The 25887-nt window shown below is 32.1% G+C and carries 19 protein-coding genes and 3 pseudogenes; 13 read left to right on the plus strand and 9 right to left on the minus strand.

Annotation, left to right across the window (positions count from 1 at the left end):
* Positions 1–16: 16 nt before the first annotated feature.
* Genes F1592_RS07520 through F1592_RS07530 form a run of 3 tightly spaced genes read right to left on the minus strand, consistent with a single transcriptional unit; the run spans position 17 to position 3082 of the window.
* On the minus strand, positions 17–1903 hold the full coding sequence (locus F1592_RS07520; RefSeq protein WP_149809627.1) for an FtsX-like permease family protein: 1887 nt from the start codon (positions 1901–1903) through the stop codon (positions 17–19).
* Entirely contained in the window at positions 1893–2651 is a 759-nt protein-coding gene (locus F1592_RS07525) for an ABC transporter ATP-binding protein (protein ID WP_053016909.1), read from the minus strand. Before F1592_RS07525 ends, F1592_RS07520 begins: the two co-directional genes overlap by 11 nt.
* 23 nt (positions 2652–2674) lie before the next feature.
* A complete protein-coding gene (locus tag F1592_RS07530; RefSeq protein ID WP_053016908.1) occupies positions 2675–3082 on the minus strand; it encodes a YxeA family protein in 408 nt (135 codons plus the stop codon).
* A 352-nt stretch (positions 3083–3434) separates the two neighbouring features.
* Between F1592_RS07530 and lepB the strand changes: the two genes are divergently transcribed.
* The 10 genes and pseudogenes from lepB to F1592_RS07580 form a co-directional block, all read left to right on the plus strand.
* Positions 3435–4007, plus strand: a complete 573-nt coding sequence (gene lepB / locus F1592_RS07535) for a signal peptidase I (RefSeq protein ID WP_053016907.1) — start codon at positions 3435–3437, stop codon at positions 4005–4007.
* 238 nt (positions 4008–4245) lie between these two features.
* Entirely contained in the window at positions 4246–5319 is a 1074-nt protein-coding gene (locus F1592_RS07540) for a zinc-ribbon domain-containing protein (RefSeq protein WP_053016906.1), read from the plus strand.
* Positions 5319–6725, plus strand: coding sequence for a zinc ribbon domain-containing protein (locus F1592_RS07545; RefSeq protein ID WP_053016905.1), 1407 nt, complete (start codon positions 5319–5321; stop codon positions 6723–6725). Before F1592_RS07540 ends, F1592_RS07545 begins: the two co-directional genes overlap by 1 nt.
* A gap of 187 nt (positions 6726–6912) precedes the next feature.
* The gene (gene licT, locus F1592_RS07550; protein ID WP_188294681.1) at positions 6913–7737 is read left to right on the plus strand and encodes a BglG family transcription antiterminator LicT; all 825 of its coding nucleotides are present in this window, start codon (positions 6913–6915) and stop codon (positions 7735–7737) included.
* A 276-nt stretch (positions 7738–8013) separates the two neighbouring features.
* Positions 8014–9969: a beta-glucoside-specific PTS transporter subunit IIABC gene (locus tag F1592_RS07555; protein WP_053016903.1), complete on the plus strand. Its 1956-nt coding sequence runs from the start codon at positions 8014–8016 to the stop codon at positions 9967–9969.
* A gap of 14 nt (positions 9970–9983) precedes the next feature.
* The gene (locus F1592_RS07560) at positions 9984–11414 is read left to right on the plus strand and encodes a 6-phospho-beta-glucosidase (RefSeq protein WP_149809625.1); all 1431 of its coding nucleotides are present in this window, start codon (positions 9984–9986) and stop codon (positions 11412–11414) included.
* Positions 11415–11432: 18 nt separating this feature from the next.
* Positions 11433–12884: a glycoside hydrolase family 1 protein gene (locus F1592_RS07565; RefSeq protein WP_053016901.1), complete on the plus strand. Its 1452-nt coding sequence runs from the start codon at positions 11433–11435 to the stop codon at positions 12882–12884.
* A 212-nt stretch (positions 12885–13096) separates the two neighbouring features.
* A pseudogene (locus tag F1592_RS07570) lies at positions 13097–13297 on the plus strand (GNAT family N-acetyltransferase); the annotation flags it as partial.
* Positions 13298–13368: 71 nt separating this feature from the next.
* Positions 13369–13911 (plus strand): GNAT family N-acetyltransferase, encoded by a 543-nt coding sequence (locus F1592_RS07575; RefSeq protein ID WP_149809630.1) that lies wholly within the window; start codon positions 13369–13371, stop codon positions 13909–13911.
* A gap of 343 nt (positions 13912–14254) precedes the next feature.
* Positions 14255–14367, plus strand: a pseudogene (locus F1592_RS07580) (SDR family oxidoreductase); the annotation flags it as partial.
* A 295-nt stretch (positions 14368–14662) separates the two neighbouring features.
* Here F1592_RS07580 and F1592_RS07585 read toward each other — a convergent pair.
* The 3 genes from F1592_RS07585 to F1592_RS07595 are packed head-to-tail and all read right to left on the minus strand — an operon-like array spanning position 14663 to position 17478.
* A complete protein-coding gene (locus F1592_RS07585) occupies positions 14663–15478 on the minus strand; it encodes an AAA family ATPase (RefSeq protein WP_000164963.1) in 816 nt (271 codons plus the stop codon).
* Complete coding sequence (locus F1592_RS07590; RefSeq protein WP_000790705.1) at positions 15471–16913, minus strand: Mu transposase C-terminal domain-containing protein; 1443 nt, start codon at positions 16911–16913, stop codon at positions 15471–15473. The genes F1592_RS07585 and F1592_RS07590 overlap by 8 nt, the downstream gene beginning before the upstream one ends.
* The gene (locus F1592_RS07595; RefSeq protein WP_000690628.1) at positions 16885–17478 is read right to left on the minus strand and encodes a recombinase family protein; all 594 of its coding nucleotides are present in this window, start codon (positions 17476–17478) and stop codon (positions 16885–16887) included. The genes F1592_RS07590 and F1592_RS07595 overlap by 29 nt, the downstream gene beginning before the upstream one ends.
* A gap of 206 nt (positions 17479–17684) precedes the next feature.
* On the opposite strand from F1592_RS07595, the gene F1592_RS07600 reads away from it, so the two are divergent.
* Positions 17685–18266, plus strand: coding sequence for a TetR/AcrR family transcriptional regulator (locus F1592_RS07600; protein WP_001124173.1), 582 nt, complete (start codon positions 17685–17687; stop codon positions 18264–18266).
* Between the two features lie 283 nt (positions 18267–18549).
* Positions 18550–20154 carry an IS1182-like element IS1182 family transposase gene (locus F1592_RS07605; protein ID WP_000284571.1) on the plus strand — a complete coding sequence of 535 codons (1605 nt, stop codon included), beginning with the start codon at positions 18550–18552 and terminating at the stop codon, positions 20152–20154.
* 302 nt (positions 20155–20456) lie between these two features.
* On the opposite strand, the gene F1592_RS07610 is transcribed toward F1592_RS07605, so the two are convergent.
* Positions 20457–22031, minus strand: coding sequence for a BCCT family transporter (locus F1592_RS07610; RefSeq protein ID WP_053036592.1), 1575 nt, complete (start codon positions 22029–22031; stop codon positions 20457–20459).
* A gap of 183 nt (positions 22032–22214) precedes the next feature.
* Between F1592_RS07610 and F1592_RS07615 the strand changes: the two are divergent.
* Positions 22215–22802 (plus strand): annotated as a pseudogene (locus F1592_RS07615) (GNAT family N-acetyltransferase).
* 490 nt (positions 22803–23292) lie between these two features.
* On the opposite strand, the gene F1592_RS07620 reads toward F1592_RS07615, so the two are convergent.
* Positions 23293–25017: a glycoside hydrolase family 3 protein gene (locus F1592_RS07620; RefSeq protein ID WP_053016898.1), complete on the minus strand. Its 1725-nt coding sequence runs from the start codon at positions 25015–25017 to the stop codon at positions 23293–23295.
* A gap of 18 nt (positions 25018–25035) precedes the next feature.
* The gene (locus F1592_RS07625) at positions 25036–25872 is read right to left on the minus strand and encodes an HAD family hydrolase (protein ID WP_053016897.1); all 837 of its coding nucleotides are present in this window, start codon (positions 25870–25872) and stop codon (positions 25036–25038) included.
* Positions 25873–25887 lie beyond the last annotated feature (15 nt).

Genomic DNA, 25887 nt, shown 5'->3' on the forward strand with positions numbered 1-25887 from the left:
CGTCCTTTCTTTTCAATTAATAAATAGAGTGTTTTACAATTCGATTTGCATGGATAAATGAGATTGCTGCAAAGATAAGGTAAACAAGTGAATAAACAATCATCACAATGATAATCGGTGTTGGAGAGTATTCTCCCATTAGTTTCATAAATACCATTGCAGCAAATAGTGCGTGTAATAATGCGATGATTAAAGGTAAACCGAAGTTGAATAGAATCTTTAATGCTAGACCTTTCGTCATATCCGTGTGTGTGAAGCCGATACGTCTTAATATGCGATAATTGTTAATTTCATCTTCAGTTTCATCCATTTGTTTAATATAGATAATACATCCCGCTGCGATGAGAAACGCTAATCCTAAGAATGATGTGACAAACATTAGAATACCGTTACTTTCATCTAGCATTTTCTTCGTGTCATTTTTTAATTCAACATTTGCACTTACTTTCTGAGCTAGTTTTTCCGCTTTAGAGAGGTCTTTATGATCTTTGATATTAAAACCGTAATGATGCATTAGTTGGTCCTTCATTTTCAATTTATTGAAATTATCTGGACTTACTTTTAAGACAGGACCACCTATAGAAACGGTCGACGGAATTACCTCATTGTCATTCTTTTTATTCACGTTTAATGTCATTTTTTGTTGACCTTGAAGTGTCATATCTTCATTCGTATGAACACTTACAATGCCAGAAAGCGGTCCTTGTAGGTTAGTAATGGTAGCATGGTTACCTTTAATATTTTTATCTGGCATAACAACGATACCCGTATTTTGCATACCTTCATTTGTTTTACTTTTTAAGGCATCATTTTTAAATAATTTCGAATTACTACCTTCAAAAGTTTTCGTGTCATATTGAATATGATTTTGTTTTAATAGTTTTTCATACTTTTGAGCTGATTGCGCTTTAGTAAAGTTAACATCTTGAGGTGAGGATACTTGAATCATGTAATCTGTATTTGCTTTGCTAATTGCACCAAAACATAGAATAGTTACTGTCACTGCTGAAATAATAGCAATAATTGTTAGTGACATCGCATTTTTCTTCATGCGATGCATAATTGATGAAGTAAATACGACATCTGTAATTGAAATGCGTCCATGTTTAGACTTTTTCAGTGATTTAAATATGATAGATACTGAACTTCTAAAGAATAGATAAGCCCCCACAACGGTTAGAAACAGAATTAAGAAAGGTGTGATTAAGACCATTGTTAAAGCTTCGAACTTACCAAACATCTCAGTAGAAATATAATATCCAAAGATGATCATGATAATGCCTAGAATACCGGCAATAAGTTCAGGGACGGTAATTTTAGCTTTAGTAGCTTCTGATTTAGTACTATCTTTCATCATTGACAGAATGGTTCTTCTTTTTAGGAAAAGAAAGTTCTGGAACATAATCAAGATAAATGCTAGTACGAGCATCACAATTGTTTGTATCAATGCAGGAAATTCAAATCCGATTGAGACACCTACTTTCAAATGCATCATCTTCACTAAAATATTGAGTAGAATTTCAGAGCCTACAATACCAATTAAAATACCTATGATGCCAGTAATAACAAAGAATGTGAACTGTTCAATAGCTAGCATTCTTAAAATGTTTTGTCGTGTTAGTCCGATAAGTTGAAATAGCGCAAATTCTCGTGTTCTACGTTTAATAAATAATTGGTTCGCATACATTAAGAAAATAATAATTGTAATAAATAGGAAAACTGCGCCTACTTTAGCACCTTCTTGGATTACTTTTAGAGAACCACCATTATTAATACTATGTGTGTACTGTAAAGTGACAAAGCTAAAGTATAAAATAATACTAAAAATGAGTGAAAAGAGATACAGTGCATAATTTTTAAAATTACTTTTTAAGTTTTTGAGTGTAATTTGATTAAACGTCATTTGCGACACCACCTAAGGCTGACTGTAATTGAATGATTTCATCATAAAATTCACGTTTAGATTTATCCTCTTGATGGATTTCTGAATGAATATTGCCATCTTTTAACATAATGACACGCTGTGCGAAACTCGCTGCAGATGGGTCATGAGTTACCATGATTATCGTGCTATTGAATCTTTCGTTCATATCTTCTAGACGGTTAAGTAAGTCTTGCGCACTTTTCGAATCAAGTGCTCCTGTCGGTTCATCGGCAAAGATAATAGACGGTTTATGAACGAAAGCACGTGCGGCAGCGGTACGTTGTTGTTGACCACCTGATATTTCGCTTGGATATTTATCGCTTAACTCATAAATACCGAGTGCTTCAGTGACTTCTTTATAATTTTGTTCCATCTCATCTTTACTTACTTTTTGAACGGATAGTGGCAACATAATATTTTCTTTAACGGTTAAGGTAGGTAACACGCTATAATCTTGGAAGATAAATCCAAGTTCTTTCTTACGAAATTGTGCTAACTGCTTATCTTTGAGTTGATTAATTTCATTGCCACTTACTTCTACAGTTCCTCCAGAAATACTATCGATGGAACTAATGACATTGAGGAGGGTAGTCTTACCTGAACCTGAAGGTCCCATTATAGCGACGAATTCTCCTTTATCCACTGAAAAGTTGATGTCGTTTAGGGCTTTATACTTTTGCTTATTTCCATATACTTTTGATAAATGATTGACGTTTAAAATTGGCATGTCGATCGCACTCCTTGTTTGATTTATAATTTTTCTTTTGCTTTAGTTGGAATTTCTGATTTTTTAACTTCTTCGTATGACAGAATTGTGTGAGATTTTTCGCGTACAATTAAGTAATGATTTTGTTTTAATTTTTTTGATGCTGTGTATTCAATTTTTTTAGATTTACCATCTTTCGTGTAACCAGTTTGATTGTAATGATAGATATAGAAGTCTTTTTCTTTATCAACGACTTCCACTTTAGATGGTTTCTGAGTCTTAACATAATATTCATATGTTGGGGCTAAAGGATTGAGTTTGTTCCAGTCATTGATTGAATGATTGTTAGGGTGTTGATTGGAATAAGCATTTAATCCAAACAATCCTCCGATAACGATAATTGCAATGACAGCAACTGCAATGAATATATTTCTTAAGGTTTTCAATATCATCACTCCTTGTTTCTATTACACTTATAATTGTAGAAGGGTTGCGTCGCTACTGCCTTTATCTAACCTTACAAAATCGATGTCATTTCTTACGAATATGAAAGATTGGGTTATTTTTTGAAAATGTAAGTAAGAAGGCATTCTTAAATGTGATAACTTGAATAGTAATCTTGTGAGAGGTTTGTTACGATGAAGCTATCAATAAGCACATTGAGGATGAATTTCTTGATGATCTTCATTTTCAAAACGAAGTAAATTGACTAACGTTACGGTTTTTAAAGATGAGTGAAACGACTTTGCAATATATTTGTGATAAAGTAAGTTGTGTTTATAAAAGATGATAGGCGGGGTTTAATTGAAAAAAGAGATAATTGAATGGATTGTAGCCATTGGTGGCGCACTCTTAATTGTAGGTATTGTATTAAAGTTTATTGGAACATCATACACAGTATCAGGTTCTTCGATGTATCCAACTTTCCAAGATAGAAATAAAGTGATAGTTAGTAAGATTTCGAAAACATTGAACCACATTGATAATGGTGATGTCGTTGTCTTCCATGAAGATGCACAACGTGATTTTATTAAGCGAGTGATTGGTACGCCAGGTGATAAAGTTGAGTATAAAGGTGATCAATTATATGTTAATGATAAAAAGGTATCAGAGCCTTATTTAGATTATAATAAGAAGCATAAACAAGGTAAGTATTTAACAGGTTCATTAAAAACTAGTCAATTTAATGGCGCAAATGGTAAAAATAAAATTCCTAAAGATAAGTATTTAGTTTTAGGTGACAACAGACAAAATAGTGTAGATAGCCGTTTTGCTGAAGTTGGTTTAGTAGATAAGGACCAACTTGTAGGTAAAGTTGTTTTAAGATATTGGCCATTTAATAAATGGGAAGCTGGATTTAACCCAGGCACATTTTAGAAAAAACGATTAAATAATTAAAATTTTATTGGCGGTGGAGTCTTAGACTTCATCGCTTTTTTATTTCAGTTTAGCCAAGGCAATATTTAGATTATTATATTAAATACGCATATCTAAATAATGCTTTTTAAAATATATAATTATTTTGATAAAAAGTTTAAAATAATGTAGAAAGCAACACAAAATAAATGATATACTTTTTGAAGATTTAAAAAATAATAAAATTGGAGGGATTCCTATGCAATGTCCAAATTGTGGAAATGCTATCGAGCCTAACGATTTATTTTGTGGAGAGTGTGGCCATAAAATAGATAGACAGTCTCAGACTATTAATTCTGCTGAAAAAGATATCTCTAATGCTGAAGCTAATGGCAGACGACACGATTCAACTGAATCATTAGGTGAAGGTAACGAAACGACATTAAATCAAAGTAATCATTTATCAAGAACAAACGAATCGAAACAGGATAAACATCCTAATGAAGAAGGTAAAGTGCGAGATCATCAGCATGTACCTGAACATACTACATCGACACAACAACATCAAATGCATCAACCTCAATCAAATCAGCACCAACAACCTCACAACAATGCATCACATACATATCACAATCAACAACAATACGATCAGTCATATTCAAACCATCAACAACCACAACAAACAAGCCAATTTAGTGACCATGCAAAAGAAGTGACAGAAGAAAGTAAAGGTTTCTTTAAAAGTGCTTTCGCTTCACCTGATCAAGTACTAAAAAGCCAACAAGCATTTAGTTTTAAATTGTTATTTTCTTTAATCATTGTCGGTTTATTAGTCGTAGCACTGTTACTTGCTATTGTAATTCCTTCATCAGTTGGAATGTTTGAAACACCGAAAAGCCAAATTATCTTTTCTGTTATTTTAGGTGTCATTTTATTCCTAGCAGTGATAGTGGGAGCAACATATGGTATTACGCGTTTAGTAGTTAGACAGCCAATTACATTTAAAAAAGTACTGTCAGATTTTGTACTTATTAATAGTGTTTCAGTCGCAGTACTATTGATTGCACTCATTTTAATGTTCGCTAATTCTTTTAGCTTTGGTGGCGCATTATTTATATTATCCATTTTATTAATTGTTGTTTCAGGTGTTTACATGATTGCCAAATATAGTGCAAATCATCATACTCGCTTTTCAAGTTTTTACGGTGTGATTATTTACATTATTGTGTTCTTCTTGTTTGTGACTATTTTCGGTGAATCTTTATTTAACCAAATCTTTGGAAACTTAATCAGTGAGTTCAATAATCTACTTGATGGGAGTTCGATTTACTAATGAAATATTGTAGTAATTGCGGTCAACCTCTTCGCGAAGGTGTGAAGGTATGTACAAATTGTGGGAAACCCGTTCAACAATCTAAAACAAATCACTCTAACACACAGCAAGATCATCACAACCAAAGTCGACAAGATAAGCATGAGCAACATCAATATCAAGGGTATAATAACCATAATCAAAACGGTTATGCCGACAGACACGATCAACAACCACGTAAAGGCGATAATAAAAAGACTTGGATTATTATTGCAGTTATAGCTGTATTGCTAATTGCTTTGATCGTTGCATTTTCAGTATTAAAAAATCAATTTTCTCCGGAAAAGCAAGCATCTAATATTGCACAAGCAATCAAGAAAGATGACGAAAAGGCATTAGCCAAAGAAGTTACAACTCAAAATGACCAAAAATTAAGCAAACAAGAAGCACGCGCATATTTAAACTACATCAAAACAGAAGATGACTTAAATAATGTTGGTAGTAATGTAGAACAAAGCGCGAAAGAAATTAAAGATAATCGTTATAATAATTTATCTGTAGATGCTAATGGAAATAATGTGTTAAATATTTCAAAGGATGGCAAGAAATTCCTATTTTTTGATAATTATTCATTCAATGTTCCACAAAAATCAGTGAGCATTTATCCAAGTAGTAGTGGGGATATTACTTATGAATATAATGGTAAGAAGCGTACGACAACGGTTACGGAAGATGACGAAAAAACGTTAGGTACGTTCCCAATTGGTGATTACAATTTAAAAGCAACAAAAGACATCGATGGTAAAAAATTCAAAGGTGCGTTAATGATTAACATGAGTGATGATGCTACCGCTTATGAATCATTTAAACAAAAACGTTTCACAGTTAGCGTTGATGGCGGCTATATGTTAAACAATGTGAAAATATACGCGAATGATAAAGAAATCGGAAGTGAATCATCTTCTGAAACATATGGACCATATGACCCTGATGAAGAAGTAACCGTTTATGCACAAGGTACTTATGAAGGTAAAACGTTCAAATCAGATTCTGTTAATGTGACTAGTTCTGGGGAAGACGATGATGACGTAACAGATGTCACAGTTACGTTTGATGATGATGAGATTGATAAGTATATTGATGACAAAATGGATGCTGAGTCTGATAGTGATAGCGATGATTCTGATTCAAGTTCAGGCGAAGTGACACGCGATAACGTCATTGATAAAGTAGAATCATACGAAGGACATACGTTAGATACGGATACTTACACATACAAAGAACCAGAAAAAACAGATGATGGTAAATGGGGCTTCTCATTTACTGACAAAGACGGAGATTTAGCCGGATCATATACCGTTGACACTGACGATGGTTATGTAACTGAATACGATGAAGATGGTGAAGAAGTCGGTTCTGGTTATTAATAAATTAATAGCGATTATGATAATGAGGTTGAGCGATTAAATTTAATTGCTCAGCCTTAATTTTTAAGGATTTTTGAAGCATAATAATTTATGAGCTTTAATACTTTTAAAAAAATTAAATTTTGACTATATGAATAATTTTATCTATTATAAAATATAATATCATCACAACTAAAGGATGTTGTATATGAAAATAATAAAGATATTTAACAATAATGTTGTGCTTACGAAAATTAATGGCGAAGAAAGAATAGTTATGGGAAAAGGTCTAGCATTTGGAAAAAGAAATGGAGAGCAGTTAGATAAAGAAAAAATTGACAAAGTTTTTAGATTAACAAGTGTTAATCAGGAACGTATGCTAAGTCTATTAAGTGAAGTTAACCAAGATGTTTTATTAATTTCAGAAAGTATTATTAAAACTGCAAATAATCTTTATACATCTCCTCTATCTGAGTCAATATATATCGCATTAACAGATCATATCAATTATGCTATTAAACGTACTATAGAAGGTTTTGAAATAAAAAACCCACTATTGTATGAAATAAGAATGTTGTATCCAAGAGAATATGAAATAGCAAAAGAAAGTCTACAAGAAATTAATCATCATTTTAAAATCCAATTACCTATCGATGAGATTGGTTTTATTGCAATGCATATAGTAAATGCAAGTATTGATGAAAATATCACTAACGTCTATGAGATTACTAAAATCACTAAAAGTATCCTTGATATAGTTAGATATCATTTTAACTTACATATTAATGAAGATGAACTAAATTATTCGCGATTTATAACACATCTTAAGTTTTTTGGGCAAAGACTAATAAATCATCAAAATATCAATGAAGTAACAGATGAAAGTTTATTATTGGTACTTAAGCAAAAATATCCTAATGTTAACAATTGTGTAGATAAAATTGTTGATTTTATCAGAAAGAATTATGAATATACTCTTACAAATGATGAACGGATATACCTAATGCTACATATTGCAAGATTAATAAAATAAAAATGTAAGCGTTGACATTTTTGTATGTAAGCGCTATACTAACATCGAATTAAATATTATGTTGCTTATAAACGATTGAATCGTTTTGGGATTGTGACTTTAAGTAGGCAAAACCCAGAGTAATACATTAGTGAAATGGTGATATTTCATATGTATTTCTCTGGGTTTTTTTATGCCAATGATTCTAAAGATTATAGCCGGCAAAATCATCAGAAACATACTTAATGCGTACTCAGTAACATATTTATTTTTACACAAAATTGGGGTGAATTAATAATGAAATATGAAAATTTAGCTAAAGATATTGTTGATAAAGTTGGTGGTTCTGAAAATATTAATTCTTTGACGCATTGTATAACTCGTTTAAGATTTAAACTTAAAGACGAAGATAAAGCCGATACAGAGTATTTAAAGAATAGGGATGGCATTGTTACAGTTATGAAATCTGCAGGGCAATATCAAGTAGTAATAGGTAATCATGTTCCCGATGTTTACGAAGCTGTTACTAAAGTTGCAAATATTAATAGTGAAAGCATTGTAAATGAAAAATCTGATAAAAAAGATAATTTATTTGATCGTTTTATCGACTTAATATCAGGTATATTTCAACCTATATTAGGAGTACTCGCAGCAGCAGGTATGATTAAAGGTTTTGCTGCATTATTTTTAGCATTAGGATGGTTAACTGAAAAATCTGGGACATATCAAATTATATATGCTTTGGGTGATGGATTATTTTATTTCTTCCCAATATTTCTAGGTTTAACTGCAGCAAAGAAATTTGGAGCTAATCATTTTATAGGGATGGCAGTTGGAGCAGCAATGGTTTATCCTACCATAGTTTCAGCGATGGCATTAGGTACAAAAGGAGCTCAAACATTATTTAGTGGTACGCCTTTTGAAGTTCAATCCAGTTTAACATTCATGGGTATACCGGTTATTTCAATGACTTATACATCAAGTGTAATACCTATCATTTTTGCTGTGTATTTTGCTAGCTTTTTAGAGAAAAAAATAAAGAAAATTATACCAGATGTTTTAAAAACATTTTTAGTACCATTCTTTACTCTACTTATCACTGTACCTTTGACATTTATTATTATTGGACCAATTTCATCATGGATTGCTAATTGGATTGGTTCAGCTGCAGTTGCAATTTATGGTTTTAGTCCAATAATTGCCGGAATATTACTAGGAGCATTTTGGCAAGTCTTTGTAATTTTTGGTGTTCATTGGGGATTAGTAGCTATTATGTTAAACAATGTATCAACTACTGGATATGATATTATCTATCCTTTGATTTTCTGTGCATCATTCGCTCAAACAGGTATAGTTATAGGATTACTATTAAAAACTAAAAACAAAAAATTAAAATCTCTAGCTCTACCAGCATCTATTTCAGGTATTTTCGGTGTTACTGAGCCAGCAATATATGGAATAACTTTGCCAAGAAAAAAATTATTCGTTTATAGCTGTATCATAAGTGGTATTTTCGGTGCTATTTTGGGATTAGCCGGTACAAAACTATACTTAATGGGAGGTATGGGTATCTTCTCATATACTTCATTTATTGGAAAAAGTGGAATAGACAAGTCAGTATGGGCAGCGGTTATCACATCCGTATTAGCAACTTTAGTTGGTATTATTGTTGGTTATATAGCTCATTCAGATAAAAAAGAGGGCTTAAATGCTACTACTAATCTAGGATCAACAGCAGTAGATAATAAAGAAAATGATAAAAAAGATACTTTAATTGAAAATAAGCCTGAAATTCAAAATGATGATTTTATAAACGCACCAGTAACAGGAGAGTTGGTTGAATTAAAAAATGTAAGTGATCCTGTTTTTTCATCTTTAGCTATGGGAAAAGGTATAGCTATTAAACCTAAGTCAAATACTGTTTTAGCACCATTTGATGCTACTGTAGAAAGTCTTTTTCCTACTGGTCATGCAATTGGTCTAAAATCTGAAATTGGTACAGAATTACTTATTCATATTGGTATAGACACAGTTAAATTAGATGGTAAAGGATTTAAAGCGCTTGTTTCAAAAGGAGATAAAGTTAAAAAAGGACAACCTTTAATTGAATTTGATTCACAGGTAATTAAAAAGCACTCACTTGAAAATACAATCATTGTTGTTGTAACGAATACTAATATGACTAAGGAAGTTTTAGTAGAAGATAAAGATTTTATAGAACAAAATGAATTTTTAATGACAGCAATATATTAAAAGGAGAATGTATAATGTCAATTTTAAAAAATAACTTTTTATGGGGTGGCGCTATAGCTGCTAATCAATCTGAAGGTGCATATAACGTAAATGGGAAGGGTCTAAGTTTGGTTGACCTTTTACCAGCAGGAGAAGATCGCAAAGAGCCCTTATTTAATCCATCTATCGGTTTAAATAAAAAATTCGACTTTTACCCTAGCCATGAATCGATTGACTTTTACCATCATTATGAAGAAGATATTAAATTATTTTCAGAAATGGGATTTAAAGCGTTACGTTTATCAATTTCATGGCCAAGACTTTTTCCTAATGGAGATGAAATAGAACCTAATCAAGAAGGGTTAGAATTTTATGATAAAATTTTTGATACTTTAGAAAAATATAATATAGAACCGATTGTTACGATTAACCATTTTGACACACCATATAATTTGGCAGAGAAATTAAATGGTTGGTACGATCGTAAACTAATTGAATATTATGTTAGATATGCTACTGTCCTTTTTAAAAGATATGGGCAACGTGTTAAGTATTGGATTACTCATAATGAAATTAATATGATTTTGCATATTGCATACATTGGTGGAGGATTGATTATTAAAGATTCAGATGATAAGAATCAAATAATGTATCAAGCTGCTCATCATCAACTTGTTGCATCTAGCTTAGCAACAAAAATTGCAAAAGAGATTAATCCTGAAATACAAATAGGTTGTATGTTAGCTGCAGGTGAAGTTTACCCTAACACATGTCATCCAGATGACGTCATGGCAGCTTTATCCAAAAATAGAGAGCAATATATTTTTATCGATGTACAAGCAAGAGGAGAATATCCATCTTATAGCAAAAGAATGTTTAAAGAGTTGGGTGTGAATTTAGAAAAACAAAGTGGGGACGATGAAATACTAAAAACGTATACTGTTGATTTCATCTCATTTTCATACTATTCAAGTCGTCTCGAAAGTGGAGACACTGAAATAAACCAAAATAAAGGAAATGCAAACGCATTCGCTTCACTTAAAAATCCTTATTTAGAAGCTTCTAATTGGGGATGGCAAATCGATCCTGTTGGTTTAAGAGTAACCTTGAATCAAATTTATGATCGTTATCAAAAACCATTATTTATTGTAGAAAACGGTTTGGGAGAAATAGATGAAGTAAATAACGATAATACTATTAATGATAGATATAGAATTAAATATTTAAGTGAACATTTAAATCAAATGATTGAAGCCGTTAAAGATGGCGTTCCATTAATAGGTTATACATCTTGGGGCTGTATAGATATTGTTTCTGCAGGTAGTGGAGAAATGAAAAAACGATATGGATTTATATATGTTGATCGTGATAATCAAGGAAATGGCACTTTAAATAGAATACGTAAAGATTCGTTTTATTGGTATCAAAAAGTAATTAAAACTAATGGAGAGGATTTATCTTTTTAATTTTCAGGAGGAATTAATATGAAAAAAATTAAAGGATTTAGAACCGATTTTTTATGGGGCGGCGCTACGGCAGCAAATCAAATTGAAGGGTCATTTGATAAAGATGGTAAAGGGTTATCAAGTGCAGATTTTGCTGAATATATACCTAAAGAGAAACGTCAAGCTGATAATCACATGGAAGTTAATTCAAAATTTATAGATAAAGTTAAATCTGGAAAATATAGCGGGACTTTCCCAAAACGATATGGTATCGACTTTTACAATACATATGAAGAAGATATCAAATTATTTGCAGAAATGGGCTTCAAAGCATTTCGAATGTCTATTAACTGGTCTCGCATATTTCCTAATGGATATGATAGTAAACCTAATGAAGCGGGGTTAAAATATTACGATAATGTTTTTAAAACATTAAAATCTTACAATATAGAACCTGTAGTGACATTAAGTCATTATGAAACACCGTTTGGTTTAACAGAAAAGTATAATGGGTGGGTTAAACGTGAAGTTATAGATCATTTTATACATTATGCAGAAACGGTATTCGAAAGATATAAAAATGATGTGAAATACTGGATGACTTTTAATGAAATAAACGTTATAAACATTTCTCCATTTACTGGAGGAGGTATTGTATCAGATAGATTAGAAAATCCAATAGCATCATCTTTCCAAGCTTTACATCATCAATTTGTTGCTTCAGCCCTAGCTACAAAAAAATTAAAAGAAGTTATTCCGGACGCCCAAATGGGATGTATGTTAGCACGTATGAAGCACTATCCTTACACTTGTGATCCTAATGATGTTTTGAAAGCGCAAGAAGAAGATCAAATGAATTTAATGTATACAGATGTTCATGCTAAAGGTAAGTATCCAAATTATTATTTACAATACTTATCAAAAAATAATATAGAATTAGAAATGAAAGATGAAGATTTAACAATACTAAAAGAAAATACAGTAGACTATATTTCATTTAGTTATTATATGTCAATGCTTTCTTCAACATCTCCAGAAGGAAAAACTACTCCAGGTAACTTAATGAATAGTCTAAAAAACCCTTATCTTGAATCATCAGATTGGGGATGGCAAATTGATCCAGTTGGTCTAAGAATAGTGTTAAATGAATTCTGGGATCGATATGAAAAGCCATTGTTTATAGTAGAAAATGGTCTTGGGGCTGTTGATGAAATAGAAAATGGAAAAATTCATGATGATTATCGTATTGAATACCTAAGAAAACATATATCTGAAGCTAAAAAAGCTGTAGAAGATGGAGTCGATTTAATAGGTTATTTATCTTGGGGACCAATTGATTTAATTTCTATGTCTACAAGTGAGATGTCAAAAAGATATGGTTATATATATGTAGACCAAGATAATTATGGAAATGGTACTAAACAAAGAATTAAGAAAGATTCATTTTATTGGTATAAAAAAGTGATTGAAAGTAATGGGGAAATTTTGTAGTAATATCTTTGAACAGTCTAAGATAAAATTAAAAATTTAATTTTAGATTTCAAATTTTTAGTTATCAATTATATAACGCAAGTTGGGAGACAATGAATTAAAAGTAAATTCTGTTCAACTCCCAACTTTTTATATTAATTAAATCAATTTATGTTACTATATATATAATTTACCGAATAATTTGAAAATTTAAACTGGAGGCGATAGATATGATGTTTGGTTATCAAGTGAATGAACATGTGACGTTGAAGATATTAGAAGAACGTGAAGCGGAGCAACTTTTCAAATTAGTTGATGCGAATCGGGATTATTTAGGCGAGTTCTTGCCGTTTGTAGAATATACAACGGAAGTCGCGCACAGTAAGAAGTTTATTCAGTCGGCACTAGAACAGTTCACTCGTGGTGATGGCTTTCCATATCCACTTTAGTAGCGGTTTTTCTTTGAGATTTATTAATAATTAAATACATAGGCGGAATAGTTATGATTTTTGGTTACCAAGTAGATAAAGATATTAAATTAAAGATATTAGAAGAACGAGAAGCAGAACAGTTATTTAAATTAGTAGATAGCAATCGTAACTACTTAGCAGAATTTCTACCTTTTGTCGAACATACAAAGAAGGTGGAAGATAGTAAACACTTTATCCATTCAGCGTTGCAACAATTTATCGATGGTAATGGATTTCATTGTGGAATATGGAGTAATAAAGAACTGATTGGTGTCATAGGATTGCACCATTTAGACTTAGTTAATAAAACAACTTCGATTGGTTATTATTTAGCTGAAGACTTTCAAAAGAAAGGTATTATGACTAAATGCACTAAAGCTTTAATTCGTTATGTATATGAAGAATATGATATTAATCGTATTGAAATACGAATGTCTACCAAAAATAAGAAAAGTCGAGCTATACCTATAAGACTGGGATTTACACAAGAAGGCGTATTGAGAAGCGATGAGTGTTTATTAGGGGTATTCTCAGATAGTTATGTGTATAGTCTGCTCAGAGAAGAATATTACAAATAATCAATCATCTAATTTATAAAAAATTTAGTTTATTCAATAACTTTAAACATAAAATCAACAAAGTATCCGACATTTCATGAGGGAGAATACGGGATGCTTTGTTCTTTCATAAATAATTATTTAATATCAATATAGAATGAGTAGTATATAACTATTAACCATTTCTTTTTTCAAAGAATCAAATCAAAGTATAATATTTAGAACCCAATATATACAGATAATTTCTAGATATTTAATTTAGTATGTGCCACCGTATCCGTTTGTATCAGCCTCTACTTGTCCTCTTTAACTGAACCGATGTTTAATACTGGAGGAGAAATGATTGATTATTGGATGAGTGCTACGTCCAGGTAAACCAGAAGAATTAGGTGCATTGTCGTTTATCTTGCTTCAAATGCATCCTCATTTGCACAGGGTAGTGTATTTACTATTGATGGTGGATATACTGCATTATAGAAATAGAATATAATCTAAAAATAATTTTACACATCTTATAAAATTAGAGAAAAAAATCTACATTTATGAGATGTGTTTTTTTATTAACAATTTTATAAAAAAACTTCCTTCCAAGAGCTTCTTTTTACCGCCTTAATATTGTAATTTAAAATAATGTATTTTAAAGGTACACCCTAATCATACAGATATAGTTATTGAATTTACAGCAACTGTTACTTTACTTGATATATGAGAATGATTTTACCTAGTAAATGAGAAAAGCAATGTCCTATATTAAAGTACATTGCTTTTTCTATTAACGAATACCTATGACTAAACTATCTCTAGCTGTTTCTACAACTTCTGTACTGATTTTATCTAAGCCATTTATATCCATAATTCTATCTATCTGCGCAAATAAACGATGAATCAGCCTAAAATTCCCTTTTGTAATTTTAATAATCGTCGTTATTGCCTCATAATCAGTAAAATCTTCGAGTTTTAGATCAAATCCTAAATCTTGCCACTTATATTCTAATATATGATGCGTCTCGTCTTTACTTAGATTATCAAATTCATGTGCAAAACCTATACGCGAATATAGTTGAGGATAACGAGATAGTTTTTTCTCTATACCTGGCATACCAATAAATATCATTGCTAAATTATGTTCATCATAAATAGCTCTTAATTGCTCTAAATGTTGCACTTTAAGGCGATCAATCTCATCTACTATAATTAAATCAATATATTTAAACATATCACTATAATGTTTACTATGATCATGACCATACTTATTTACGATGTGTAATTTTTGACCCAAATCAATACTTGCACTAATACTATATAGATCATTACTTAATCTTGTTTGTTTTTCAGCCGGTGCAGTATAAAATATCTTATTCACCGATAATATATCATCAGTCGTTTTACTAGCTAGATCTTCCCACCCTCTATGATTAACTTGCTTTTCAATAGTATTCCAATTTGTGTAATACCTAGAAGATAAAGTTTTTCCGACACCAGGTTGACCATAGCAGATCCCAATATATTGATATTTGATACAAGCATCGCAAAATTCAGCAAATCGTTTATACTCTTTCGTTTCAATGAAATTCTGATTTTTAGTCATTACGATACCTCTTTAATTTTTTGACGTTTTTGGTCGTTTCTTGAGGTGAGTAACCATAACTTTTTTCTTCCTTAATTAAATCAGTGGTGCTTGGACTAGCAATGTTTTGTTTTAAGTGTTTTCTTCTCTGACTACGTGCGTGTTGTATCTCTTTTATATCAATTGAATAATCAGCTAAATCAGGGGATATTGCTGTACAAAGAAATTCATCTCTATAAAAAACGCGTATTTCAGCCATATCATTGGGATTGTAACGAATTAATACATACTCACCTACATAAGCAGTTAGGTTTGTATTACTGTATCTAAAGCCTTGAAAATGAATACCATCTGAATGAATTTTTCTAGATTTAGGTATTTCTAATAATAATAAATCAAGTTGTTCTAAACTGCTTGGCATATTAGGAAAAAAATGATTACTGTTCCACCGATTGATAGGAGTGCTCTGGATAGCACTGTGCTCTTTTTGATTATAATCTTCAATTAAAAAGTATCGTAATTTTTCTTCGAAATTTTGAAAATCTATTAAATCGCTAGAAGTATCATTATTGTTTATATATCCAGGAAGTTGTTCTAAGAAAGTTTGGTTAACTGTCTGAAAAAACCGTTCTATTTTCCCGCGACCACGAGGGACACCAACTTTTGAAAACATCAAGTTAATTTTCAAATCAATAGCGACTTGTTCCATGTGGTGCGAGGTAAAGTCACTCCCGTGATCTGTGTAGAATTTTTCGGGTATACCACATACTGGCCAATTGGTATTATTCTTATTCCATATTGCTTGGTGTAGTGTTAATGCTGTGTTTTGAGCATTAGGAGCATCAAAACTTATAAAGTAGCCTGCAATTGCACGACTATAGTCATCCATAATAATGGTTAGCCATGGTCTATTGATATTACCTTTTTGATCTAATATATAAATATCTAGCAAAGTATGGTCGGCTTGCCATATTTCATTGGGTCTTGAGGATTCTCTTATTTGTATTAAATCGTACTTATTTTGATAGTATTTTTCACCTTGGTGAGAGAAATCAATAACAGACTTAGGCATTGCTTTAATAATACTATAAACTTGTTTATAACTTGGTTTATAAAAATTATTCTCTATACAATAATTAGCGATTTTCCTATGAATCGTAGCAATACTATTTCTTTTATTCTTGAGTGCAAGGCGTTTAATCTCGTCTATTATGTTTTGTTTTAATTTATGCTCACCTTTATCAACTCTTGTATTATGAATTAGACCAGTAAGACCTTGTTCCTTATATAATTTATTCCACCTATAAAGTGTACTTAACGCAATACCTTTGCTTTTAGAAATGCTTGATAAAGATTGCTTGCCCAAGATAAAAGGTTTTATAATATTGTACTTTTGAGTAGCTTCTTTACGTTTGGCTTCAGAAAAATTAGTTAGATACTTCTCCTTGTTTTTCATCTTCCTTTTCCTCCAATTTATTGAGGTAACGATAAATCGTTGTACGTGAAACTTGCCACTGCTCTGCAATTGTCTTAATTGGCGTGCCATTATCATAAAGTGTCTTAAGTAAGTTTAAATCTTTTTGATTTAATTTTTCGGGTCTACCTCCATAGCGTCCTCTAGCACGTGCTGCAATTCGGCCAGCTGAAGAACGTTCTAAAATTAAATTTCGTTCAAATTCTGCAAACGCTGCGAATAAATGAAATAATAATTGTCCTGTAGAACTTGATTTATCCATCGTTATATTTTCTTCTAAACTATGGAAACTTACACCTCGTTCGTTAAGCTCATTAACTAATGTGATTAAATCCTCCATATTACGTCCTAGTCTGTCGAGTCTCCAAACAACAATCGTATCTCCTGATCTCGCAAATTCAATTGCTTTATCTAATCCAGGTCTTTTACTTTTTGAACCACTAATATGGTCGCTAAATATCTTTTCACAACCATATGCGTTTAATCGGTCCTCCTGTAAATTCAGATTTTGTAATCCAGTTGAAACTCTTGCATAACCTATTTTCAAAATACAAACCTCCTATATACATATACAGTGTACCATAACTTAATTTCAAGGTCTTTTGTGAACATAGATTTTTTGTTGGGTTTTTGAACACGAAAATATATGTATTACTCACTTATTTCGGCATAAAAAGAGAGTGTACAGAAAATGGTTGTTTTCTGTACACTTTTTTTTAACACAACTGTATTAAAATGTGTTAACATATAACTATGCCAAAAATAATTAATCATAAAGAAAAGAAAAAACAAATCATTCAATACGCTTTCGACTCCATTGTAGAAAAAGGAGTTAAGGGATCTACTGTAAGACAAATTGCGAAATTAGCTGATATGACACCTGGACAGATTAGATATTATTTTCCGAATCATTCAGAGTTATTAAATGCTGTAATGTCTACAGTAGAATTAAAAGTAAGGAGGAGAATTGAAGCAATATTTAAATCTGAAAACCTTACTACAATAGATAAAGCAAAAGCGAGTTTATTAACAGTACTACCATTGGATAAAGAGAGACTAGCTGATATGGAAGTTTGGATGGCGTTTCGCAATGACATACATGAGTATGGTCAAAGTACACTTGATGATGGGTTAGATCAATTATGTAATAGTATTTTGACATTATTAAAAAACGATCATTTGCTGAAGAACAATGTGAATATTCATCTTAATTCGATGAAATTACATGCATTAATTGACGGTTTAGCTTTACATAAATTGCTTAATCCAAACGGTGTTTCAAACGATGATATTCAAATCATTGTTGATGAAGAAATAGTTAGATTAACGAAATAAAGGAGGACGGCCCGTGAATTTTATAATATGGCTTATAATTTTTTGTGAAATAGCCTTTTGGTTTGTAATATTACTTGGTTTAGTAACAAGATATATATTAAATCAACAAACATTAGGTTTATTCTGGGGCTGACCCAAAAGTAGCTCCTATATGAAAAATAGAGGTCTTTCCATTTAGATAGTAGTGGAAAGACCTCTATTTATCTTTTGAAAGTGAATACAAAAATAAAGCACACTCTGCTATAATATAGGTGATTAATCCATTTGAGAGAGGTGCTTTATCATGTATCAAAATTATACCATAAACCAACTTTGTTTGCCTATAGATCTTGAAATTAAATTAGAAGAAAATGATTTTGCTCATGCCATTGTGCAGTTTGTTGACTCTATTCCCGATGAAGTCTTTCTTCCTTATTATCAATCTATGGGTAGACCCCAATATCATCCTCGTATGCTACTTTCCATTATTCTTTGTGCCTATATTCAAGGGGTTTATTCGGGCCGCCAAATACAAAATATGCTGATAGATAGTATTCGGATGCGCTACTTATCTCAAGAGCAATTCCCTAACTTTCGTACTATTAATCGTTTTCGCGTTCATCCGATTATGAACGATATTCTAGATCATTCATTTGTTCAATTTCGTGAGCTACTGGTTCAAAGTGGCTTAATCAGTGGCAGTGCTCTATACATTGATGGTACAAAAATTGAAGCGGATGCGAATAAATACTCTTTCGTTTGGAAAAAAAGTATTTTAAAGTATAAGGATAGCCTTGATCAAAAAGCCCTTGAAAACTACCAACAAATGGTGGAAACAAAAATCTTACCTGAGTTAATAGATGATTTAAAGGATGAACTTTCTATAGAAGAGATTGAAAGGATTCGTCAATCTTTGGAAGAAAAGGAAAATCAATTAATTGAAGCGATTGACCAAACCGAAACAGTAGAAGAACGAAAATTACTTCGTAAAGAAAAATCTGAAGTTCATAAGCAGAAGAAGCGATTCGATGATTTTGCCCAAAGAAAAATGAGCTACGAAGAACAATTAGTGATTATGGGTGTACGCAATAGTTTCTCAAAGACGGATCATGACGCTACTTTTATGCGAATGAAAGAAGATCACATGCTTAATGGCCAACTAAAACCAGGTTATAATATTCAACTTGCGACAGAAAATCAATTTGCTCTTGCTTATGATTGTTATCCAAATCCAACAGATACACGAACATTTATCCCATTTCTTGAAAAGATTGAATCAAAAATAGGTTTACCAGAAAATATTGTCGCAGATGCCGGTTATGCAAGTGAAGAAAATTATTGTTATGTGTTAGACGAAACAGAATCCACCCCCATCATTCCGCATCAAGGTTACTTAAAAGAGAAGAAACGCGCCCATAAACAAAATCAGTTTCATCGAGATAATTGGACTTACAACGAGTTGGATGATTACTATATTTGTCCCAATCAGAAAAGAGTAGTGTTCTCACATTATTCACAACGTAAAGATAGAAATGGATTTATTCGAAACTTCAAAATCTATGAATGTGAAGATTGTACAGGATGTCCATTGAGAGAGAAATGTACCAAAGCAAAAGAAGGAAAAAATCGACGTTTGAATATTAATCCAACCTGGGAATATATAAAAATAAAAGCGAATGAAAAGATAGAAAGCAAAGAAACAGCCTCATACTATGCGCAGCGAAAGATAGATGTCGAAACAGTTTTTGGAAACATTAAACAAAATATGAAATTTAAAAGATTCCATGTCCGAGGAGCTGAAAAAATTTTTAAGGAAATGGGACTTGTATTTCTTGCGCACAATTTTAGGAAATTAGTAACTAGAGTAAGGAAATATGAGGGAAAAACAATCATACAAAACCAAATATAGGGGGAAAATCCTCTATATTTCATCCAAAAAAAACAAAAATCGAAGACATCTTTCACGGGTGCCTTCGATTTTTTGGTTCAAAAGGGACTAATGGGTCAGCCCCATCACTTATTTTATCGTATTGTTTATGTATATATACCATACAAACCAAAAAAGTAAGATAGAATTCATTTTGAATTTGTCGTCCCCAAAAAAGAGGACTAAAGTTGAAAAAAGCTTGCGACAAATGCATTTTCAATTTAATCATCGACTACCATCAATATATAAAACCTGAGACATTTAATAATGTCTCAGGTTTTGTCCTATTTAATTTTAGATTGTTGGTTTGTGTTATTTTTAATATAGTTCTTTTTACGTTGATGATCAGGTTGTAAGGTTAAACCTAAGAATTTTCTTTCTTGATTTGCATCTTTGAAAAATGAAATCATCATTAAAATAACAACAAAACTAAATGGTAATGCTGAAATAATAGCAGCTGATTGCAGAGCATCTAGACCTGTCGATCCACCAGATAGTAAAAGTACGTAGGCAATCGCTGATAACATGACTCCCCAAACAATCTTAACAAAACCGGATGGATTTAAACGTCCAAATGATGTTTGCATACCTAATACAAATGTAGCTGAGTCTGCGGATGTAATAAAGAACGAGCCTACTAAGATAATAGCGATAAACGATAAAATTGTACCCATAGGCATCTCATTGAAAATACCAAATAATTGTGTTTCAGGTGGCATACTAAAGGTGTGTTTAGATTGCTTACCAATTTCAATACCAGTAATACCAAAGGCTGTAAACCATAGCATACTAATAATTGTAGGAACACCTAATACTGCTATAACGAATTCACGAATTGAACGACCTTTTGAAATACGTGCAATGAAGATACCTACAAATGGTGACCAACTCATCCACCAGCCCCAATAATAAATCGTCCATGACTGTAACCATTCATGTTTTTGTGAATTAAGTGGAGCAACATCAAAGCTATTAAAAATAAGTGTATTCAAATATTCACCAATTGAGGATGTAAACATATTCATAATTAAAATTGTAGGACCTACAATTAGAATAATAATAAGTAACATCGCAGCTAAAAGCATATTTAAATTACTTAAATACTGAATACCTTTGCTTAAGCCACTCCAAGCACTAAGTAAGAATAAAACTGTAACAATAAGAATAATAATGCCTTGAATAAGCTTATTGTTTGGCACTCCAAATAAATAATTTAAACCACCGTTAATTTGCATGGCGCCAACACCAAGTGACACTGCCACCCCAATAATAGTAGCAAAAACAGCTAGAACATCTATAACAGTACCTAATAGACCTTCTACTTTATTCCCGAAAATAGGACGTAATGTACGAGAAATGAGTCCTAAGTCATTTTTTCTAAACTGTGTATATGCAAGAGCCAAAGCAACAATACCGTAAACTGCCCAAGGATGTAGTCCATAATGTAAGAAACTTGAACGCATAGCTTCAGCTAGAGCAGCTTCTGTTTCTTTACTCGCTGTTGGTGGAGATAGATAATGTGAAATGGGCTCAGAAGATCCATAGAATACAAGCCCAATACCCATACCTGCACTAAATAGCATTGTTAGCCATGAAATAGTATTAAATTCTGGTTTATCATCAGGTTTTCCTAATTTAAGCTTTCCAATTGGATGAAAAATAAGAGTGATACAAAATATCAGAATAATACTAATAAGTAACATATAGTACCAACCGAATGTTTCTGTAATAAAACTTCCGATTGCTCCTGAAATTGAACCAAATTGATTAGGGAATATGGCTCCAATAATTACCAGTAACCCTACAGTAACTGAAGCAAAAATAAACACATTTGAAAACTGTTTAGATTTGTTTTCCATGTATTTAACTCCTTCCAAATTTAATAAAGTAGATGTATAAAAGCTTAACATATATAGTTAAAAGAATAATGAATAAGTTTAAAATTTTACAAACATGTAATAAGTTTATACCTTTGAATTGTGTAATATGTTGCTTTGGTTATAATTTCTTTCATGTTTTAAAAAATATAGGAGATTCTAATTATATTTGGATATCAAATTAATGAACTTTTGAAATTAAAAATATTTGAAGAACGAGAAGTGAAGCAGAATAACTATTTAAATTAATAGATAGTAATCGTAAGTATCTATCAGAATTTCTACCTTTTGTTGAATAAATAAAGAAGGTTGAAAATAGTAAATTTTATCTATTCACTATTGCAACAGTTTACACGCGAATAAGAAATGAGGAGTTGTATTTAAAAACCGCACTGATGCGAATATGGATTTCATTGCGGCATATGGTATGACAAGGAACTTGTAGGTGTCATCGGCTTGCATTATTTAGATCTTGTTAACAAACGGACATCTATCGGTTACTATTTGGCAGAACATTTTCAGAAAAAAGGGATTATGACAGCATGCACAAAGGCGTTGATTCGCTATGTGTACGAAGAATTTGATGTAAATCGTGTGGAAATTCAAATGTCGACGCGCAATCCGAAAAGCAGAGCCATACCTGAGCGACTTGGTTTTACGCAAGAGGGAGTGTTGAGAGATAGTGAACGTCTACGTGGAGCGTTCTCAGATAGTTACGTGTATAGTCTATTAAGAGAAGAATATTATAAATAAGCATTTTATACTTATCAGTTCGATTTGATGTTGGATTTAGGTTATTCTGTATTTGAACCAATCTATTAATCAAAAATTGATAAGGAGTTTAGACGAATGAATAAAAAGAGTATAAATGAAGAACCTAAATGGTGTATAGTTTTTAATTATACTTCAACTATATTTCTTTTATTGGGCATTATAAGTGTTATTTTTATTCCTTTCTCGGATATTATGAAAAATCTTGTCCCACTATTTTTCATGATGGGATTTTTAATTAACATTATTCCAAATATTTATAAGGGGAAACTTTTCATTGTGTATGTAGACATATTTCTCTTCATATTAGTAATAATAATTAGAATCATTTTGTAATTATCAACATAAAGTCATAAAAATAAGCTGGTTGATATACATTATCTTAAATATAGAAAATAACGCTAAGGTACGCTCACCTTTGAATAAGAGCGTATCTTAGCGTTCGTTTTTGTTTAATTTAAATATTATATGATTATAATTTAGCTTGCCATTTATCTGTCCAAACTAAATCATTTGGCTCACCTTTAAATTCTGACTCGCCCATAATTTTATCTACAACGGTTTCTAATGTTGTTTTGTTTGAATGATAAGCGTTAATGTATGCTTTTACCATTGTTGCATCATGTAAGTGTGTTGTGAAATTAAGTGATGTGAAGACGGTAGGTACTTCATGAACGTACCATGGGATTTCGTTACTCATTGCTGTTGACCATCGAATTCGATAGTTATTTTCAGCGGCGTATCCAACAATATTAGCGAATACGAGTGCGGCATCTACATTATCACGGTATTCTAACGTCTTACCTTTAATACGGGTAGAACCATCATTGACCGTCACATTAAATCCACGCTCTTCTAAAATAGAAACTAAGTTCTTTTCGACACTATCATCTGATTTATAAATGCCATTTTTCTCGCCTTCAATGATATATAGACGTATGTTTTTATGTGTTTCTGGGCGAATTGGTAGTTGATCTAATGTATTCTTAACAAGTGTGATACCTAAATCAGCAGCTTCTTGTTGCATAGTTAAGTGTTCATCACAACCGATGACGCTAAGTTCTTCTTCATTTCTTTGTAGTGTACCCTGTGCTTGGCGTTGAGGTAAGTGTATTTTGGCTTTTAACCCTAAGATACGTCTCACTGCATCATTTAGACGGTCGTCAGTGATCACGCCGTCTTGGTAGCCTTTTAACATGAAGTGGAAATCTTCTTCTAAGTCGTTGAAGAATAGGAACATATCGCAACCGGCAGCAATCGCTTGAGGTACATAATCTTCACGTTTCATAGCTGCTGTCATACCTAACATATGACTTGCATCTGTAACGACTAAACCGTTAAATGCTAATTCATCTTTTAATAAATCGGTAATCAGCTCTTTAGATAGCGTCGCTGGTAAAATATCTTTATCTGCTAAATTTGGATTTAATTTTTTAGAATAATGAGGTAGTGCAATATGACCAGACATAATCATTTCAACCCCATTATTAATATGATTCTCATAAACTTTTCGGAAACTATTATCCCATTCATCTGTTGTCATTTCATTTACACCCAATACAAGGTGTTGATCTCGTTCTTCAGTGCCGTCACCTGGGAAGTGTTTAATACACGTAATCATATCCTGTGTTTCATTAAAGCCGTTGATAAATGCATTTGTATATTTAATCACTGTTTCAGCATTGGTACCGTATGCACGTGTATTAACGATTGTATTACGCCAGTTTTTCAGAATATCAACGCATGGATCAAAGTTAATATTCACGCCGAGTGCTTGTGATTCACGCCCAGATACGTAACCTGCATTGTAAGCGACTTTGCTATCTTGAGCAGCTTCACATTGTGCTGCAGAAGCGATATACGTACCATCTTTACAAGCCCCATTACCACCAGAGTCACAGTTGGCAGCAACAAGTAATGGTACTTTACTGTTTTGTTGTAAGTCATTTAATAATGATTGAACTTGCTGTTTGTTTCCCCCTTGATAGCGCGCACCACCGATATGATATTTTTCTAAAATATCTTTATTTGAATCGTCTCCATTATTAAAGTCCCCGTCTTCTTCTAATGAGAATAAGTTAAAGAATAGTTGACCAATTTTTTCTTCATCAGTTAAATGTGACAAAGTATCTTCAACCCATTGAATTTGTTCGTCGTTTAAAAAGTAAGGTTTAGCTTTCAAATCTACTAATTTCATGATTATAGTGCTCCTTTTCTAGTCAAAATTATTATAAAATTGTTGAATTACATGTTCTTGAATAGTATTATCAAACTGATTATTAATGAATAAATTTAAATATTTGTCTTTAAATTCGAGCCAAGACGTCGCTTCGTTTCCGGCTAATATTGGATAAAACAATACATGATTATCTCGTGCAGCTTGCATATCACCTTTGGCATCGCCGAGAACGAGTACATGATTAGCATCATATAACCCTTTGAGTTGATTAATGCAATGCTTTTTAGTCCCAGCTTCTTGAGCGAAGATGCTCGTAATAAATGGTGCGAGTTGGTGTTCAGTCCATTCAGTCTCAACTGCAGCTAGGTTCGCAGATGAAACAATAACAATATCCGCGTTTTTATTGGCAAGTCTTAAAGCGTCCTCTACATATTCAAAAGGGCCGACGCTAGGTAGTCTTTGAATGAGTTGGTTAACGCGGTTAGACCAGTCTAACGCTAGACGTAATCCTTTCTTATCAGGATTTGATTCAATATCTTGTTGTAGTTGCGGATTTGAGAATGTTGCAGTCGTATCTACCCATTCTTTAATATCATGGTAGCCATCAACTGTACGTCCTTGTTGATGTAATTCGGTTAATATTTTTTCAAGACCTTGAAATCGATTAATGCCTCGCGTGATTTCATATAAATTAAATTGATTCCAACGGTTTAATACGTCTTCTCTAATATCGTCTAGGTTCCAAATATCGAGTAAAGCCGGACCAAATGCGCGTTCATGTTTAATTGTCATCGTATCCATGCCACAGCCATCTGAGTCCACGCAGATAAGGTGTTTATGTTGTGGTTGAAAATGTTCTAGTGAGTAGTTCAATGTTTTCAATCCTTT

It is taken from the genome of Staphylococcus sp. GDX7P312P, from assembly GCF_008385775.1.
GTDB lineage: Bacteria > Bacillota > Bacilli > Staphylococcales > Staphylococcaceae > Staphylococcus > Staphylococcus haemolyticus.

Bases quoted from the DNA above. Each gene is read 5' to 3' on its own strand.
- F1592_RS07520 (WP_149809627.1), bottom strand. From the start codon at position 1,903: ATGACGTTTAATCAAATTACACTCAAAAACTTAAAAAGTAATTTTAAA.
- F1592_RS07525 (WP_053016909.1), bottom strand. From the start codon at position 2,651: ATGCCAATTTTAAACGTCAATCATTTATCAAAAGTATATGGAAATAAG.
- F1592_RS07530 (WP_053016908.1), bottom strand. From the start codon at position 3,082: ATGATATTGAAAACCTTAAGAAATATATTCATTGCAGTTGCTGTCATT.
- F1592_RS07540 (WP_053016906.1), top strand. From the start codon at position 4,246: ATGCAATGTCCAAATTGTGGAAATGCTATCGAGCCTAACGATTTATTT.
- F1592_RS07545 (WP_053016905.1), top strand. From the start codon at position 5,319: ATGAAATATTGTAGTAATTGCGGTCAACCTCTTCGCGAAGGTGTGAAG.
- licT (WP_188294681.1), top strand. From the start codon at position 6,913: ATGAAAATAATAAAGATATTTAACAATAATGTTGTGCTTACGAAAATT.
- F1592_RS07555 (WP_053016903.1), top strand. From the start codon at position 8,014: ATGAAATATGAAAATTTAGCTAAAGATATTGTTGATAAAGTTGGTGGT.
- F1592_RS07560 (WP_149809625.1), top strand. From the start codon at position 9,984: ATGTCAATTTTAAAAAATAACTTTTTATGGGGTGGCGCTATAGCTGCT.
- F1592_RS07565 (WP_053016901.1), top strand. From the start codon at position 11,433: ATGAAAAAAATTAAAGGATTTAGAACCGATTTTTTATGGGGCGGCGCT.
- F1592_RS07585 (WP_000164963.1), bottom strand. From the start codon at position 15,478: ATGACTAAAAATCAGAATTTCATTGAAACGAAAGAGTATAAACGATTT.
- F1592_RS07590 (WP_000790705.1), bottom strand. From the start codon at position 16,913: ATGAAAAACAAGGAGAAGTATCTAACTAATTTTTCTGAAGCCAAACGT.
- F1592_RS07600 (WP_001124173.1), top strand. From the start codon at position 17,685: ATGCCAAAAATAATTAATCATAAAGAAAAGAAAAAACAAATCATTCAA.
- F1592_RS07605 (WP_000284571.1), top strand. From the start codon at position 18,550: ATGTATCAAAATTATACCATAAACCAACTTTGTTTGCCTATAGATCTT.
- F1592_RS07610 (WP_053036592.1), bottom strand. From the start codon at position 22,031: ATGGAAAACAAATCTAAACAGTTTTCAAATGTGTTTATTTTTGCTTCA.
- F1592_RS07620 (WP_053016898.1), bottom strand. From the start codon at position 25,017: ATGAAATTAGTAGATTTGAAAGCTAAACCTTACTTTTTAAACGACGAA.